At 65.9% G+C, this 15,689-nt stretch carries 13 protein-coding genes; 10 read left to right on the top strand and 3 right to left on the bottom strand.

Features of this window, described 5'->3' with window-relative positions; translation table 11 throughout:
* Positions 1 to 549 precede the first annotated feature (549 nt).
* The 9 genes from AB4Y44_RS08930 (at position 550) to AB4Y44_RS08890 (ending at position 10,230) form a co-directional block, all read left to right on the top strand.
* Positions 550 to 2,910 (top strand): bifunctional salicylyl-CoA 5-hydroxylase/oxidoreductase, encoded by a 2,361-nt coding sequence (locus AB4Y44_RS08930; protein WP_368699266.1) that lies wholly within the window; start codon positions 550 to 552, stop codon positions 2,908 to 2,910.
* A 2-nt stretch (positions 2,911 to 2,912) separates the two neighbouring features.
* Positions 2,913 to 3,692: an SDR family NAD(P)-dependent oxidoreductase gene (locus AB4Y44_RS08925; protein ID WP_368699265.1), complete on the top strand. Its 780-nt coding sequence runs from the start codon at positions 2,913 to 2,915 to the stop codon at positions 3,690 to 3,692.
* On the top strand, positions 3,689 to 4,252 hold the full coding sequence (locus tag AB4Y44_RS08920; RefSeq protein ID WP_069261929.1) for a MarR family winged helix-turn-helix transcriptional regulator: 564 nt from the start codon (positions 3,689 to 3,691) through the stop codon (positions 4,250 to 4,252). The genes AB4Y44_RS08925 and AB4Y44_RS08920 overlap by 4 nt, the downstream gene beginning before the upstream one ends.
* Before the next feature lie 35 nt (positions 4,253 to 4,287).
* Complete coding sequence (locus AB4Y44_RS08915; RefSeq protein ID WP_368699264.1) at positions 4,288 to 5,142, top strand: enoyl-CoA hydratase family protein; 855 nt, start codon at positions 4,288 to 4,290, stop codon at positions 5,140 to 5,142.
* Between the two features lies 1 nt (position 5,143).
* Positions 5,144 to 6,331, top strand: a complete 1,188-nt coding sequence (locus AB4Y44_RS08910) for an acyl-CoA dehydrogenase family protein (protein ID WP_342920835.1) — start codon at positions 5,144 to 5,146, stop codon at positions 6,329 to 6,331.
* A gap of 41 nt (positions 6,332 to 6,372) precedes the next feature.
* The gene (locus AB4Y44_RS08905; RefSeq protein WP_342920836.1) at positions 6,373 to 6,789 is read left to right on the top strand and encodes a RidA family protein; all 417 of its coding nucleotides are present in this window, start codon (positions 6,373 to 6,375) and stop codon (positions 6,787 to 6,789) included.
* 63 nt (positions 6,790 to 6,852) lie between these two features.
* A complete protein-coding gene (locus tag AB4Y44_RS08900; protein ID WP_368699263.1) occupies positions 6,853 to 8,490 on the top strand; it encodes an AMP-binding protein in 1,638 nt (545 codons plus the stop codon).
* A gap of 220 nt (positions 8,491 to 8,710) precedes the next feature.
* Positions 8,711 to 8,998, top strand: a complete 288-nt coding sequence (locus AB4Y44_RS08895; RefSeq protein WP_368699262.1) for a helix-turn-helix domain-containing protein — start codon at positions 8,711 to 8,713, stop codon at positions 8,996 to 8,998.
* On the top strand, positions 8,995 to 10,230 hold the full coding sequence (locus AB4Y44_RS08890) for a type II toxin-antitoxin system HipA family toxin (protein ID WP_368699261.1): 1,236 nt from the start codon (positions 8,995 to 8,997) through the stop codon (positions 10,228 to 10,230). Before AB4Y44_RS08895 ends, AB4Y44_RS08890 begins: the two co-directional genes overlap by 4 nt.
* Before the next feature lie 37 nt (positions 10,231 to 10,267).
* On the opposite strand, the gene AB4Y44_RS08885 is transcribed toward AB4Y44_RS08890, so the two are convergent.
* Entirely contained in the window at positions 10,268 to 12,958 is a 2,691-nt protein-coding gene (locus AB4Y44_RS08885; protein WP_342920840.1) for an ATP-dependent Clp protease ATP-binding subunit, read from the bottom strand.
* Positions 12,959 to 13,157: 199 nt separating this feature from the next.
* The gene (gene ydiK / locus AB4Y44_RS08880) at positions 13,158 to 14,240 is read right to left on the bottom strand and encodes an AI-2E family transporter YdiK (protein WP_342920906.1); all 1,083 of its coding nucleotides are present in this window, start codon (positions 14,238 to 14,240) and stop codon (positions 13,158 to 13,160) included.
* 173 nt (positions 14,241 to 14,413) lie between these two features.
* Between ydiK and surE the strand changes: the two genes are divergently transcribed.
* On the top strand, positions 14,414 to 15,202 hold the full coding sequence (surE, locus tag AB4Y44_RS08875; protein ID WP_368699260.1) for a 5'/3'-nucleotidase SurE: 789 nt from the start codon (positions 14,414 to 14,416) through the stop codon (positions 15,200 to 15,202).
* A 24-nt stretch (positions 15,203 to 15,226) separates the two neighbouring features.
* Here surE and AB4Y44_RS08870 read toward each other — a convergent pair whose 3' ends face one another.
* Complete coding sequence (locus tag AB4Y44_RS08870; protein WP_028203609.1) at positions 15,227 to 15,664, bottom strand: thioesterase family protein; 438 nt, start codon at positions 15,662 to 15,664, stop codon at positions 15,227 to 15,229.
* Between the last annotated feature and the right edge of the window lie 25 nt (positions 15,665 to 15,689).

Below are 15,689 nucleotides of genomic sequence, written 5' to 3'. Positions count from 1 at the left end.
GCGCAGAACGCCGCTTACGTGTCTAATCCGCCCGCGTGCGGCTTCAGGGCCTTCGGCTGGTCAAGATGCCCGTGATCCAGCGCGGCCTCCGCCGCCCGGATCCACTTCTCGCAGTCCTTCTTCTCCACGAAGGTCTTCCCTTAAGTCGGGAAGCCCTTCCGGCGCACCTTCTCCATATATGTTACGGCCCCAATTCTTAGCGACTTGCTTGCTGATCGTTCACATGTTCACGTCCCTGTAGAGTCCATCCCCCGACGTAGAAACGCCTGCAAAGGCGCGCCACTATTGGGTTCCGCACGTGCTTTCACACGGCACGAGGCTCAGAGTCAGAACACTCGCGCCCAAGCGCGACCGATCGCTCAGCAGACGTCATGTAGTTGCTCGCATTCCATATTACGGAATCCACTAACGGCTTTTATTTACGGATGACGGTTTTTATTTCCAGGATCACCACCGCGCCCAGGGTCATCCCGTCCTCGCACGCGAATTACTTGACACCTAAAGTAATTGGACCTACATTGAGCTTGCAGACTGAACGAAGGAGCGAGCATGCGCATTGTTTGCATGGGTGGCGGGCCCGCAGGCCTCTATTTCGGCCTTTTGATGAAGCGCCGTCACCCCGACTACGAAATCACCGTAATCGAACGGAACCGCCCGTACGACACGTTCGGCTGGGGCGTGGTGTTCTCGGACCAGACGCTGGGTAACCTGCGCGCGGCCGACCCCGAAAGCGCGGACGAAATTCTCGACGCCTTCAATCATTGGGACGACATCGAGATTCACTTTCGCGGCAGCGCGATCCGCTCGTCGGGCCATGGCTTCTGCGGCATAGGCCGCAAGCGTCTGCTCAACATCCTGCAGGCGCGTTGCGAAGCGCTCGGCGTGAAGCTCGTGTTCGAATCGCAGATCACCGACGACGACGTCACCCAGGCGGATCTCATCATCGCGAGCGACGGCCTGAACAGCGCCACGCGCCAGAAGTACGCCGCTACCTATCAGCCCGATATCGATTTGCGCAATTGCCGCTTCGTGTGGCTCGGCACCTCGAAACTCTTCGACGCGTTCACGTTCGCGTTCGAAGAAACCGAATGGGGCTGGTTCCAGGCGCACGCCTACCGGTTCGACGACAACACCTCGACGTTCATCGTCGAAACGCCCGATCACGTGTGGCGCGCAGCCGGCCTCGACACCATGAGCAAGGAAGACAGCATCGCGTTCTGCGAGAAGCTGTTCGCGCGCTATCTCGACGGCCACGCGCTACGCTCGAATGCGTCGCATCTGCGCGGCTCATCGCAATGGATCCGCTTTCCGCGCGTCGTCAATCGCGAATGGGTGCACTGGAAAACCGCGGCCGACGGCAAGCAAACGCCTGTCGTGCTGATGGGCGACGCGGCGCACACCGCGCACTTCTCGATCGGCTCGGGCACGAAGCTCGCGCTCGAAGACGCGATCGAACTCGCCAACAGCATGGAGGCTCACCCCGGCGACCTGCGCGCGGCGCTCACGCACTACACGAACGTGCGTAGCGTGGACGTCCTGCGCATTCAGAACGCTGCGCGCAATTCCACGGAGTGGTTCGAGCACGTGGACCGCTACGCGACGTTCGATCCGGAGCAGTTCGCCTATTCGTTGCTCACACGCTCGCAGCGCATCTCGCACGAAAATCTGCGCGAGCGCGACGCGCATTATCTGTCCGGCTTCGAAACGTGGCTCGCGCAACGCGCGGGTGGCGAGGCGCGCGCCGTGCCGCCCATGTTCACGCCTTATACGGTGCGTGGCGTGACGTTGAAAAACCGCGTGATCGTCTCGCCGATGGCACAGTACTCCGCCCATGACGGCGTAGCCGGCGACTATCACCTCATGCATCTGGGCGCGCGCGCCATGGGCGGCGCAGCTCTCGTGATGACCGAGATGACCTGCGTCTCGCCCGAGGCCCGCATTACGCCCGCCTGCCCCGGCATGTATGCGCCCGAGCATGTGCAGGCGTGGAAGCGCATCGTCGATTTCGTGCATGCGAACTCGGACGCGAAAATCGGCATGCAGCTCGGCCATTCCGGCGCCAAGGGCTCGACGCGCGTGGCATGGGAAGGCATCGACCAGCCGCTCGACGACGGCAACTGGCCGCTCGTCTCCGCTTCGCCGCAGCAATATCTGCGCGGTGTGAGCCAGTGGTCGCATGAAGCGAGCACCCAGGAACTGCGCGACATCGAGGCGCAATTCGTCCAAGCCACGCAAATGGCAGACGAAGCGGGCTTCGACTGGCTCGAATTGCACTGCGCGCACGGCTATCTGCTTTCCAGCTTCCTCTCGCCGCTCACGAACCAGCGCACCGACGAGTACGGCGGATCGATCAAAAACCGGCTGCGCTATCCGCTCGAGGTTTTCAAGGCGATGCGCGCGGTCTGGCCGGAAAACAAGCCCATTTCAGTACGCGTCTCGGCACACGACTGGGTGGAAGGCGGCAACACGCCCGACGACGCCATCGAAATCGCGCGCGCGTTCAAGGCGGCAGGCGCGGACATGATCGACGTATCGTCGGGCCAGGTGAGCAAGGAAGAAAAGCCCGTCTTCGGCCGCATGTTCCAGACGCCCTTCGCCGACCGCATCCGCAACGAAGCGGGCATCGCGACGATCGCCGTCGGGGCGATTTCCGAGGCGGATCACGTGAACGGCATCATCGCGGCCGGGCGCGCCGACCTGTGCGCCGTGGCGCGGCCGCACCTGGCCAACCCCTCGTGGACGCTCACCGAAGCGGCGCGCATCGGCTATCTCGACATCAAGTGGCCGAACCAGTACATGGCGGCCAAGACCCAACTCGAACGCAACATCGAGCGCGAACGCGCCGCAGCGGCAGCCGCGGCCGGCCTGTCGCCGATCGAGCGTGCGCAACGCGCCGAAGGAACCGTGTGAGCATGAACCATGCAATCCTGAACGATCGTCATGCCGTCGTGACCGGCGGCGGCAGCGGCATCGGCGCGGCGACGGCGGCCGCGCTCCTGCATGCCGGCGCGCGCGTCACGCTGATGGGCCGCGACGCCGCGCGGCTCGACGCCCAGCGTGCCGCGCTCGGCGGCGGCGAGAACGTGGCTTGCGTGAGCGTCGATATCACCGACGAAGACGCCGTGAACGCGGCGTTCGCGCGTGCGGCGGAAACGCTCGGCGCCGTCGATATCCTCGTGAACAACGCGGGCCAGGCTCAGGCCGCCCCGTTCACGCAAACCGACCTCGCGCTGTGGAAACGCATGCTCGACGTGAATCTCACCGGCGCGTTTCTGTGCACGCGCGCGGTGCTGCCCGGCATGCTCGAGCGCAAGGCCGGACGCATCGTCAATGTCGCGAGCACGGCGGGCCAGGTCGGCTACCCGTATGTCGCCGCCTATTGCGCCTCGAAACATGGCGTGATCGGCATGACGCGCGCGCTCGCGCTCGAAGTGGCCACCCAGGGCGTAACCGTGAACGCCGTGTGCCCCGGTTACACGGAAACGGAACTGCTGCAGGCGTCGCTCGAACAGATCACGCGCAAGACTTCGCGCAGCGAAGCCGAGGCGCGCAGCATCCTCGTGCGCCACAACCCGCAGCAGCGTTTCGTCACGCCGGAAGAAGTCGCCAACGCCGTGCTGTGGCTGTGCGCGCCAGGATCGTCCGCGATCACGGGCCAGTCCCTATCCGTTTCCGGTGGAGAAATCACATGACATCGCCCGCATCCACGCGCAAGAACGCCACCGCGAAGGCCGCAACGAAAGCGCCGCGCAAGGGCGTCGAAAAGCCGGCGGAGAATGTCGTCGACATGGAAATGAGCACGGGCGCCGACAGCCACATGGGCCTGCGCCTGTGGCTGCGCCTGCTCACCACGACGAACCTCGTGCAGGCCGAATTGCGCCGCCGCCTGCGCGTCGAGTTCGATACGACGCTGCCACGCTTCGACCTGATGGCGCAACTCGAGCGCCACCCGGAAGGTCTGCGCATGACGGAACTCTCGCGCCGCCTGATGGTGACGGGCGGCAACGTCACGGGCATTACCGATCAGCTCGAAAAGGAAGGCCTCGTCGTGCGCGACGTCGCCCCCGACGACCGGCGTGCCTTCGTGGTGCGCCTCACGCCCGAGGGCCGCGCCCTCTTCGACCGCATGGCGGCCGCGCACGAGCAATGGGTGGTGGAACTGTTCGGCGGCCTCTCGCTCGACGAGAAGTCGAAGATGCACGAGCGGCTCGGCAAGCTCAAACAACATCTGCGCAACGGGCTCGAAAGCTGAACACACTGCAATTGCAAAGATCCGGGAGACCTATCTTGACGACACGTTCCAGCGCCGAAGCGCTCTTCGCGGGCAACCGCGTCACGCTCGCCGGCTATGAGGCGCAACACTTCGGCTGGTCGGTGCAAGGCCGCGTGGCGACCATCACCCTGAACCGCCCCGAACGAAAGAATCCGCTCACGTTCGAATCGTATGCAGAACTGCGCGATCTGTTTCGCCAGCTCGCCTATGCGACGGACGTGAAGGCCATCGTGCTCCATGGCGCGGGCGAAAACTTCTGCTCGGGCGGCGACGTGCGCGACATCATCGCGCCGCTCATCGATCTGCCGATGCCCGAACTGCTGATGTTCACGCGCATGACGGGCGACCTCGTGAAAGCCATGCGCCACTGCCCGCAGCCGATCATCGCCGCCGTGGACGGCGTCTGCGCCGGCGCGGGCGCGATTCTCGCCATGGCCTCCGACATGCGCTACGCCACCGCGCGCAGCAAGCTCGCGTTCCTCTTCACACGCGTAGGGCTCGCGGGCTGCGACATGGGCGCGTGCGCGATCCTGCCACGCATCATCGGTCAGGGCCGCGCGGCCGAACTGCTGTATACGGGCCGCTCCGCAAGCGGAGAAGAAGGCCACGCATGGGGCTTCTACAACCGCATCTGCGAGCCCGCAACGCTGCTCGCCGAGGCACAGAAGCTCGCCGCCGATCTCGCGTCCGGCCCGACCTTTGCGCACGGCATCACGAAGACGATGCTGCATCAGGAATGGACCATGAGCATCGACGAGGCCATCGAGTCCGAAGCGCAGGCGCAGGCGATCTGCATGGCCACGCGCGATTTCGGCCGCGCCTATGAGGCGTTCGCGGCCAAAACGCGTCCGGTTTTCGAAGGAGACTGAATTGAACGCTGCCGTTGAAACGAATCTCCACGACGCGCTCGCGTGGCCGTTCTTCGAAGATCGCCATCGCGCGCTCGGCGCGGGAATCGAAGCGTGGGCGCGTGAGCATCTCGCCCACGTGCCGCACGACGACGTCGATGCGACCTGCCGCGCGCTCGTGCGCAAGCTGGGCGAAGCCGGCTGGCTGCGCTTCGGCGTGGGCGGCATCGCTTACGGCGGCCATGGCGACACGATCGACACACGCGCCGTCTGCCTGTTGCGCGAAACGCTCGCGAAGCACTCGGGTCTCGCCGACTTCGCGCTCGCCATGCAGGGCCTCGGTTCCGGCGCGATCTCGCTGGCTGGCAACGAAGCGCAAAAGTCGCGCTATCTGCCGCGCGTCGCGCGCGGCGAAGCGATCGCCGCGTTTGCGCTCTCCGAACCCGAAGCGGGCTCCGACGTTGCCGCGATGGCGCTCGCCGCACGGGCCGAGGGCGACGACTACGTGCTCGTCGGCGAAAAAACGTGGATCTCGAACGGCGGCATCGCCGACTTCTACGTGGTGTTCGCCCGCACCGGCGAGGCGCCGGGCTCGCGCGGCATCAGCGCGTTCGTGGTCGATGCCGACACCCCCGGGCTCGAAATCGCCGAACGCATCGACGTGATCGCACCGCATCCGCTCGCGCGCCTGCGCTTCACTGGCGCGCGCGTGAAGCGCAGCCAGATGCTCGGCGCGCCGGGCGAAGGTTTCAAGATCGCCATGCGCACGCTCGATATTTTCCGCACCTCGGTTGCCGCGGCTTCGCTCGGCTTCGCGCGCCGCGCGATGTCCGAAGGACTCGCGCGCGCCGCTTCGCGCAAGATGTTCGGCCAGACGCTCGGCGATTTTCAGCTGACCCAGGCCAAGCTCGCACAAATGGCGCTCACCATCGACAGCAGCGCACTGCTCGTCTATCGCGCCGCGTGGCTGCGCGACCAGGGCGAAAGCGTGACGCGCGAAGCCGCCATGGCGAAGTGGCATGCCAGCGAAGGCGCTCAGCAGGTGATCGATGCAGCCGTGCAACTCTGGGGCGGCATGGGCGTGCAAAGCGGCAACGTCGTCGAATCGCTCTACCGCGAGATTCGCTCGCTGCGCATTTACGAGGGCGCGACCGAGGTGCAGCAGCTCATTGTCGGGCGTGACTTGCTCAAGGCATACAACGTCGCGTAAGCGCCCGCTGCGCGACGCTTCTCTACGGAACCGGACGAAACATGAAACGAGCCCTTCTTCCCGCAGGCTGGGTCAAGCCGCGCGGTTATGCCAACGGCGTCGCCGCCGCCGGCACGCAGGTCTATATCGCCGGCCAGATCGGCTGGGACGAGAACGCGCGCTTCACGAGCCGCGAATTCGGCGCGCAGGCCGTGCAGGCGCTGCGCAATATCGTTGCCGTTCTCGACACCGCGGGCGGCAGGCCCGAGCACCTCGTGCGCATGACCTGGTACGTCATCGACAAGAAGGAGTACCTGGCATCGCTGAAGGAAATTGGCGCTGCGTTTCGCGAGCTGATCGGCGACTACGACATCGCCATGAGCGCGGTGCAGGTGGTCGCCCTCATGGAAGACGACGCCAAAGTGGAAATCGAAGCGACGGCCGTGATTCCCGACGACGCGCGTCTCACGCGCCGATAACGCGCCGATAACCCGCCGCCCACGCAACAGCACGATCAGCTCATACAGACAGCCGGAGACGCCATGCAACCCACCGCCCATGTCGATACGTTCGCGCGCGATCATCTGCCGCCCGAGTCGCAGTGGCCCGACATGCTGCTCGACAATCCCGACGTTGCCTACCCTGCGCGCATGAATTCCGCGGTCGAGTTGCTGGACCGCGCGATCGAGGCCGGGCACGGCGAGCGCCCGGCCATCTGGTCGGACATCGACGGCAAACCGCAAGCCACCACCTATGCCGAGCTGCTCGCGCTCGTCAATCGCAGCGCCCGCGTGCTGGTGGAAGACATGGGCCTGCAGCCGGGCAACCGCGTCCTGTTGCGCGGGCCGAACACGCTGCAAATGGCGGTGGCGTTTCTCGCGTCGCTCAAGGCTGGCCTCGTGGTGATTCCCACCATGCCGCTCTTGCGCGCGAAGGAGCTCAAACAGATTGCGGACAAGGCGCAGGTTTGCGCGGCGTTGTGCGACGTGCGGCTCACAGAGGAACTCGCGCGCTGCATGGACCCCGCCGACGAATTCTTTTGCGAAGGCGTCAAGCAGGTCTGCTACTTTCACGACACGGCGCCGGGCACGCTGGAAGCGCTCGCGGCAGACAAGCCCGCCGACTTCACGGCCTGCGACACGGCCAGCGATGACGTCTGCCTGATCGCCTTCACGAGCGGCACGACGGGCATGCCCAAGGGCTGCATGCACTTTCACCGCGACGTGATCGCCATGTGCGACCTGTTCCCGCGTCACATCCTGAAGCCCACGGCCGAGGACGTGTTCTGCGGCACGCCGCCGCTCGCGTTCACGTTCGGGCTGGGCGGGCTGCTGTGTTTCCCGCTGCGCGTCGGCGCGTCGACGGTGCTGATCGAAAAGCTCACGCCGGCGCTGCTGCTGGACACGATCCAGCGCTTTCACGCGACCATCGTCTTTACCGCACCCACGTTTTACCGGCAGATGGCGGCGCTCGTCACGCAATACGACCTGACCAGCCTGCGCAAGACGGTCTCCGCCGGGGAGGCGCTGCCGCAGGCCACCCGCGAACTATGGCGCGAGGCGACGGGCATCGAGATGATCGACGGCATTGGCGGCACCGAGCTGATTCATATCTTCGTGTCGTCCGCGGGCGCCGAGGTGCGCCCCGGCTCGATCGGCCGCGCGGTGCCTGGCTACGTCGTGCAGGCGCTGGACAATGACCTGCAGCCGGTGCCGCCCGGCGTGACGGGCAATCTCGCCGTGCGTGGCCCGACCGGCTGCCGCTATCTCTCCGACGAGCGCCAGGCCGTGTTCGTGCGCGGCGGCTGGAACCTGCCCGGCGACGCCGTATCGATCGACGCCGACGGCTATGTGTTCTATCAGGCCCGCTCCGACGACATGATCGTTTCGTCGGGCTACAACATCGCGGGGCCCGAAGTCGAGACAGTGCTCATGCAGCACCCCGCCGTGGCCGAGTGCGGCGTAACGGGCGTGCCCGACGAAGTGCGCGGCCAGGTGGTGAAAGCCTTCGTCGTCTTGCGCCCGGGCTTCAGCGCCGGCGACGCCCTGGTCGCCGAGTTGCAGAACTTCGTGAAGAACGCGGTGGCGGCGTACAAATATCCGCGCCTGATCGCTTTTATTGATGCGTTGCCTCGTACCGAGACCGGCAAGCTCAAGCGCTCGGCGTTGCGGTCGATGTGAAGCGGTGTGCGGTGAAAGAAATACTACGTAAACCGTTGAATTCTTTACGATCACGTATCGCGGCCCGATATCGCCGCCCTGAAACGCAGATTTGCGCAAAATCATGCGCATATCGGCGTTTCACCCGCAGCTCTGTGCAAAATTGCGCGCATTTCCCATCGCAGAGCCCCAGTCGCCTTGATGCGCAGAATTATGCGCAAATTGGTCAATAACGACTATAATGCGCACCATGATGCGCAAAAAATCTGCGAACCTATCGATCTCCAACGTCGAGCGCCTGGCAGAAGGCCTGCGCGCGACGCGCCGCGAGCGCAAGCTGACCCAGCAGGCCCTGGCCGAGCACGCGGGCGTCGCCCGCCGCACCGTCACGAATGCCGAACACGCCGGCAACGTCGGCGTACGCGAACTCTGCCGTCTCGTGAACGCGCTCGGCTATGAAGTCGTGCTGCGCCCCATGGATACCGTCATCCTCGAGGACCTGAACGACATATTCAGGGACGACGAATGACTGCCAGCGCCGCATTCGACCTCGAAAGGCTCCTGCGCGAAATCCGCAACCTGGAAGTCCATACGCCGCAGGGACCGAGCGGTCTGCTCGCGCGCGAAAGCCGCTTCGTCTTCAATTACGGCGACGCGGCGGACACGGCGGCGGTCTCGCTCACCATGCCGGTGCGGCGCCAGAGTTATGCGAGCGGCGACCTGATGGGCATCTTCGCGATGAACCGGCCAGAGGGCTACCTGCGCTTCGTCATCGAGGAACGGCTCGCGCGTTACGGCGCGCCCAGCGACATGTTTCTGCTCTTTCTCGCCGGCACCAATCAGATCGGGCGGCTCACCTATTCCGTGCCGGGAGAACGGGTGCCGCAAAGCGACGGCGAACGTCTGGACGAATTGCTTTCCTCGCCGTCGGGCCGGCTGTTCGAGCGCCTGATCGACCGCTACGCGCTCGGCTCGGGCATCTCCGGCGTACAGCCGAAGGCGGTCGTTCCGCTCGCCCACGAAACCGCCGCGCGTCCCGCCGAACACACGGCACTGCCCCTGCGCACGGTGATCGTGAAGGCCGAAGGCGACGATTTCCCCGGGCTCGCGCGCAACGAATACTTCTGCATGTCGGTGGCGAAAGAGGCGGCGCTCGAAGTCCCGGACTTCTGGCTTTCCGAAGACGGCAAGCTGTTCGTCATGTCGCGCTTCGATCGCGAGGCGGACGGCAAGCCCATCGGCTTCGAGGACATGAGCGTGCTCACCGGCAAGGCGAAATACGAAGGCAGCTACGAGATGATCGCCAAGGCGGTGGACATCTATACGCGCTCGGACCCGGCGCAGAAACGCCGCCTGTTCGAGCGCATCGCCCTCTCGTGCCTGTTGCGCGACGGCGATGCCCACATGAAGAACCTGGGAATCCTCTATATCGATCCGACCGGTCCGCGCCGGCTCGCTCCGGTGTTCGACGTGGTGTGCACGGACATCTATCCGGATCTCGACGGGCGCATGGCGCTCAACCTCAACCGGAGCAAGACGTTCCCGCTGCCGGCGGAGCTCCATGCCTTCGCCCGGCGCCTCGGCCTGCGGCAGTCCGAAGGCGAGGACATCATGAGCCGCCTGCACGGCGCCTATCTCACGGTCGCCGAGCGCTTCGCGGAGGACCGGCGATTCCACGAGGGCGACCTGCTCGCCAGGATCCGGCGGGCCGTCGAACGTCCGGGCGTCAAACCCGTCTCGCGCCCGAAGCTGGTGCGCTAGGCGCGCGAGCACGGGCAACCACGCCCGGCCGCCTGCATCAGCTTTCGCCCGCCCCCCGCAACGCGAATGCCATGCGTTTGCCCGCCGCGTCGTAACGGCATACGACTTTGGCGCCCTCTTTCACGCCGCCCTTGAGCATTTCCTTCGCGAGTTCGTTCTCCACCGCCTGCTGCATCTTGCGCTTCAACTCGCGTGCGCCGAATTCCGGCCGATACCCCTCCGCCGCGAGGTAATCGATCACGCTGTCGTCGAACGTCAGGTCGATGTCCTGGCTGCGCGCCATGCGCCGGACCTGTTCGAGTTGCAGCCGCACGATCGCGCGTAGCTCGTCGCTGGTGAGCGGCTGGAACATGATGATATCGTCGATGCGATTCAGGAACTCGGGCCGGAAATGCTGGCGCAGCTCGCCCATCACGGCGCCCTGCATCGACCCTTCGGCGCTCGAAAGAAAACCGGGCCCCGAGCGTTTTTGCCCCGAGACCACGTCGGAACCGAGATTGCTCGTTGCGATCACGACCGTATTGCTGAAGTCGACCACGCGCCCCTTGCCGTCGGTGAGCCGGCCATCGTCGAACACCTGCAGCAGCACGTTGTAGACGTCTGCGTGCGCTTTCTCGATTTCGTCGAGCAGGATCACGCAATATGGGCGGCGGCGGACCTTCTCGGTCAACTGGCCGCCTTCGTCATAGCCGACGTAACCCGGCGGCGAGCCGATCAGCCGCGACACCGCGTGGCGCTCCATGTACTCGCTCATGTCGATGCGCACGATGGCGTCTTCGTCGCCGAACACCACTTCGGCCAGCGCCTTCGCAAGCTCCGTCTTGCCGACGCCGGTCGGTCCGAGGAACAGAAAGACCGCCGTGGGCCGCCGGCCGCGCCGCAGCCCGGCGCGCGAACGGCGCACCGCGTCACTGACCGCTACGATGGCCTGCTCCTGGCCGATCACGCGCTCATGCAGCCGCTGTTCCATTTCGAGCAGCCGCGTGCGCTCCTCGGCGGTCAGTTGCGTGACCGGCACGCCCGTGAGCTTCGAGACGATCTCCGCGACGTCTTCGCTCGTCACGTCGGAGGTCACGGTGCCGAGCTGCCCTTTCCAGTCACTGGTGGCCTGCGTGAGCGCCTTTTCCTTGTCGGCAATCGGCTCGTCCAGCGCATGGGCGCGCTCGAAGTTCTTGCGCGTCGCCGCGTAGTCCTGCTCGCGCCGCAACTGTGCCAGTTCCGCTTCGAGTTCGAGGATCGCCGCAGGCCGCGAGGTGGCCGAAAGATGCACGCGCGCCGCCGCCTGGTCCACCAGGTCGATGGCCTTGTCGGGCAGGAAGCGCCCCATCACGTAGCGGTCCGACAGCTCGGCCGCCGACACGAGCGCGTCGTCGCGAATGGTGACGTGGTGATGCACTTCGAGCTTGTCGCGCAAGCCGCGCAGGATATTGATCGTCTGATCGACGCTCGGCTCGGAGACGAACACGGGCTGAAAGCGCCGCTCGAGCGCCGCGTCTTTCTCGATGTACTTCTGGTACTCGGATAGCGTCGTCGCGCCGATCAGGTTCAGTTCGCCGCGCGCCATCGCGGGCTTGAAGACATTGGCGATGTCGAGCCCGCCCTCGCCGCCGCCCTGGCCCGCGCCGACGATCATGTGCACTTCGTCGATGAAGAGCACGAGGCTTTCGCGCTGCGCCGAGATTTCCTCCATCACGCCCTTCACGCGCTCTTCGAATTCGCCGCGATACTTCGCGCCCGCGATCAGCCCGTTGACGTTCAGCTCGACGAGCCGCCGCCCGCGCAGCGATTCGGGCACGTCGCCGTTGAGCATGCGTTGCGCGAGGCCTTCGGCGATCGCGGTCTTGCCCACCCCCGGTTCGCCGATCAGCACCGGATTGTTCTTGCGCCGGCGCGCCAGCACTTCCACCACGGTCTCGATCTCGCTCGAGCGGCCGATCACGGGGTCGAGCTTGCCCTCGCTCGCGAGCGCGGTGAGATCGCGGCTGTACTGGTCGAGTTGCGGCGTCGCGCTCGGCCCCTTCGCGGCAGGACGCTCGCGTTTGTCGCCCTGGGCCTCCACGAGCCGCTGCAGCACCTTCTGGGGCGTCACGCCGTAGCGGCCCAGCAGATGGCCCGCAAAACTTTCCGGCACCTGCGTGAGACCGAAGAGCAGATGCTCGGGCGCGACGTAGCTGTGACCCAGTTCGCGCGAGACGAGAAACGCGCGGTCGAGCGCGCCCTTGAGGCGCGGCGAGACGCCGATGCGGCCGTCCTCGGGCGCGGACGCGCCTTCGCGCTTCTGCGCATTGGCGTCGATGAACGCGCGCACATCGTCGGGCTGAATGCCGAGACGCTTGAGGATCGCCGCGCCTGCGTCGTTGCCCGCGAGTTCGTAAAGCAGATGCTCGGTGTCGACCTCGCGCCGCCCGAACTGAACCGCCCGCTCCGCTGCGCGCTGGAGCAATTCACGCGCCACGTCGCTGAAATAGCGTTCGACGATGGCGCCGTCGCCCGCCTCCATGGCCTGTGGCGTGGGTTCGCCGGCCGGGGCGCCGGCATCGTCCGCGCCGTCCGCCTGCTGCGAGGCGCGAAACAGCGCTTCCAGCGGGCTCAAGGTGCGCTGATGCCGCGTGAGCTGCGCGTAGTGATAGTCGCAGACATCGAGAAAACGCCGCCTGCCGTCCTGCAACACGGCGACCCGCACCGTAGCGGGGCGCACGCCGCAGATATCGCAGTTGAACTGAGCCATTTCGTCTCCCTGGAAGCGATGCGCGGCGCGCGCGGGTGCGCTGCCCGCGACCAGCAATGGCACGAGGCATGCCCACGCGAGCGCCGCAAGATTGCTCTAACGAATGCCGAAGCGAAGTTCAGACGTCATCGTAACGTCGAATCGAACTGCGCGTCGTCAAGACGAGACGTTTGCTAATCGATGGCGTTCCTGCTCGGCGTCAAACGTCCTGCTGGGCAGCCGAACTGGACGCCCCGCGGACCTGCGCCGCCGGGTCGCGTATCCACGCGCTCAGCAAGGTGGACGAAACGGCGAGGATCACCGGCCCGATGAAGAGCCCGACGATGCCGAAGGCGAACAGGCCGCCGAGCACGCCGGAGAGAATCAGCAGCATCGGCAGATTGACGCCGCGCCGGATCAGCACCGGCCGCACGAGGTTGTCGAGCATGGCCACCATCACCGACCACACCGCGAGCAGGCTGCCCGCAATGTGCGCGTCGTGCACGAACAGCCAGATCACGCCGCCGAGCAGCGGCAGCGTCGGGCCGATCTGCGCGAGACACAGCATGAGCATCACGGCCGTGAGCACGCCCGCGCCCGGCACGCCGGCCACCCACAGGCCGATGCCGCCGAGCGCCGATTGCAGGACCGCCGTCACGACGATGCCGAGCGCCACTGCGCGCACCGAAGCGCCCGCGAGCTTGACGGCCTGCTCGCCGTAAGCGGGCGCCACGCGCATGGCGAAGCGCGTGACGTAGTCGGCGGCCTGCTCGCCGTTGCTGTACAGAATGCCTGTGATGATGACGGTGATGAACATGTGCATGACGAACACGCCCACCGAAGCGGCGTGGCCGATCAGCCAGTGCGCCGCGATCGAAACATACGGTTCGAGCTGCGCGAGCAGGCCGCCTGGGCCGGCGTCCGAAAACTCCTGCCACTTGGCGGCAATGCGCGAGCCAACCACGGGGATGTCGCTGACCCACTGCGGCGGCGCGGTCAACGCATAGTCGGGCAGCTTGCGGATCAGTTCCATGATCTCGCCGCCGTGCACCGCGAGCGTCGAGATGGCTTCATAGAGCGGCAGCACGATCACGACCAGAAGGATCAGCAGCATGATGAGCGTGGCGAGCCAGCGGCGGTTGCCGCAGCGCCGCTCGATGGCTTTCATGGCGGGCCAGGTCGCGACGACGATGGTCGTCGCCCAGATCAACCCCGGCAGGAACGGGCGCATGACGTAGAGGCTGCCGATCGTCAGCGCGCAGAGTATGGCAACAACGAACAGGATGCGGGCAAGGTCCGGCATGGCTTGCGGCTTCACGTACTTCTCCTCACGGCAGGGCGCGCCTCACGGCGCCGACGCGCTAGTCTATATCGGATAGGCTACGAATCCGTTTAAAAAGTCCCGCACACCTGCCGCCCGGAACGCACTCTGGAATAATGGCCCTTTCCCCGACCTGCAACGAAGAAGAGCCAGCCATGACCGCAACCGATACGAAACTGCCCTGCGTGCTCCTCACCAACGACGACGGCATCGACGCGCCCGGCCTCGCCGTGCTCGAAGCCGTGGCCGCCGAACTCGCGCACGAAGTCTGGGTCGTCGCGCCCGAGCACGACCAGAGCGGCACCTCGCACTCGATCAGCCTGCATACGCCACTGCGCGTGAGCCGGCGCGGCGCGCGGCGCTTCGGCGTGCTCGGCACGCCGGGCGACTGCGTGGTGATGGCGGTGCGCCAGCTCATGGGTGACGTGCGCCCTTCGCTCGTGCTCTCGGGCATCAACCGCGGCGGCAACCTCGGCGTGGAGACGATGTTCTCGGGCACGGTGGGCGCAGCGATGACGGGCCTGTTGCTCGGCCTGCCGTCCATCGCCCTGAGCCAGACCTTCCGTGACCGCGAGCGGGTGCGCTGGGACACCGCCCGCGCGCTCGCTCCAGACGTGATCCGCCGCCTCGCCGCCGTGGCGCATGACGCACCGGTCTGCCTGAACGTGAATTTTCCCGATATCGACGCGAGCGCCGCGGGCCCGCTCACGGTCACGCGCCAGGGTGTCGGGCTCGTGCAGGGCATCGACGTCGTGCCGCAGATCGACCCGCGCGGCATGGACTACCACTGGCTGCGCTTCAATCGCGGCCCGCGCGAAAACGGACCCGACAGCGAAACGGCCGTGGTGAACTCCGGCCGCGTTTCGGTCACGCCGCTGCATTTCGAGCGCACAGACGAAAAGACGTTCGCCACGTTGCAGGCGGCGCTGGGCGCTGCCGCCTGAACGTGGCTCGATGACCCGTCGCGATCAATCGCGCGCGGCGGCCGTCATCGCCCGCGCGATCGCGTCGCGGATGTCCTCAGGAATGCCAATCGACTTGTGAGTGTCGAGCGAGGTGGTCACGATGGTCTGGCGCGCCGCCATCCGCAGCACGCCGTCCACGCCCGTGCAGGCCCACGCGAGCGTGAGCGACGCCCCGCCCAGGCGCTCGACGTCGAGCGAGAGCCAGACCTCGTCGCCCATCTTGCTGACCGCCTTGAAATCCACTTCGAGCCGCACGGTCGGCATGCCCACACGGCGAGCGCCTATCACGCCGTGATAGCCCTCCTGCGGCAACAACTCGTCGATCCACGACTCGACGAGATCGTTGAAGAGGACGAAATACTGCGGATAGAACACGATACCGGCGGGATCGCACTCGGAGAAGTGAATCTTGTGTTTGCGGCGGTACGTGGGCGTCGCCATGCGTGCGTCTCCTTTCATGCCAACT

Source organism: Paraburkholderia sp. BR10937, assembly GCF_040965695.1.
Lineage (GTDB): Bacteria > Pseudomonadota > Gammaproteobacteria > Burkholderiales > Burkholderiaceae > Paraburkholderia.
The sequence above is the reverse complement of the archived record's forward strand: the minus strand, read 5'-3'. Positions and strand labels throughout refer to the sequence as shown.

Coding starts and splice junctions, on each gene's coding strand:
- AB4Y44_RS08930 (WP_368699266.1), top strand. CDS start 550: ATGCGCATTGTTTGCATGGGTGGCGGGCCCGCAGGCCTCTATTTCGGC.
- AB4Y44_RS08925 (WP_368699265.1), top strand. CDS start 2,913: ATGAACCATGCAATCCTGAACGATCGTCATGCCGTCGTGACCGGCGGC.
- AB4Y44_RS08920 (WP_069261929.1), top strand. CDS start 3,689: ATGACATCGCCCGCATCCACGCGCAAGAACGCCACCGCGAAGGCCGCA.
- AB4Y44_RS08905 (WP_342920836.1), top strand. CDS start 6,373: ATGAAACGAGCCCTTCTTCCCGCAGGCTGGGTCAAGCCGCGCGGTTAT.
- AB4Y44_RS08900 (WP_368699263.1), top strand. CDS start 6,853: ATGCAACCCACCGCCCATGTCGATACGTTCGCGCGCGATCATCTGCCG.
- AB4Y44_RS08895 (WP_368699262.1), top strand. CDS start 8,711: ATGCGCACCATGATGCGCAAAAAATCTGCGAACCTATCGATCTCCAAC.
- AB4Y44_RS08890 (WP_368699261.1), top strand. CDS start 8,995: ATGACTGCCAGCGCCGCATTCGACCTCGAAAGGCTCCTGCGCGAAATC.
- AB4Y44_RS08885 (WP_342920840.1), bottom strand. CDS start 12,958: ATGGCTCAGTTCAACTGCGATATCTGCGGCGTGCGCCCCGCTACGGTG.
- ydiK (WP_342920906.1), bottom strand. CDS start 14,240: ATGCCGGACCTTGCCCGCATCCTGTTCGTTGTTGCCATACTCTGCGCG.
- surE (WP_368699260.1), top strand. CDS start 14,414: ATGACCGCAACCGATACGAAACTGCCCTGCGTGCTCCTCACCAACGAC.
- AB4Y44_RS08870 (WP_028203609.1), bottom strand. CDS start 15,664: ATGGCGACGCCCACGTACCGCCGCAAACACAAGATTCACTTCTCCGAG.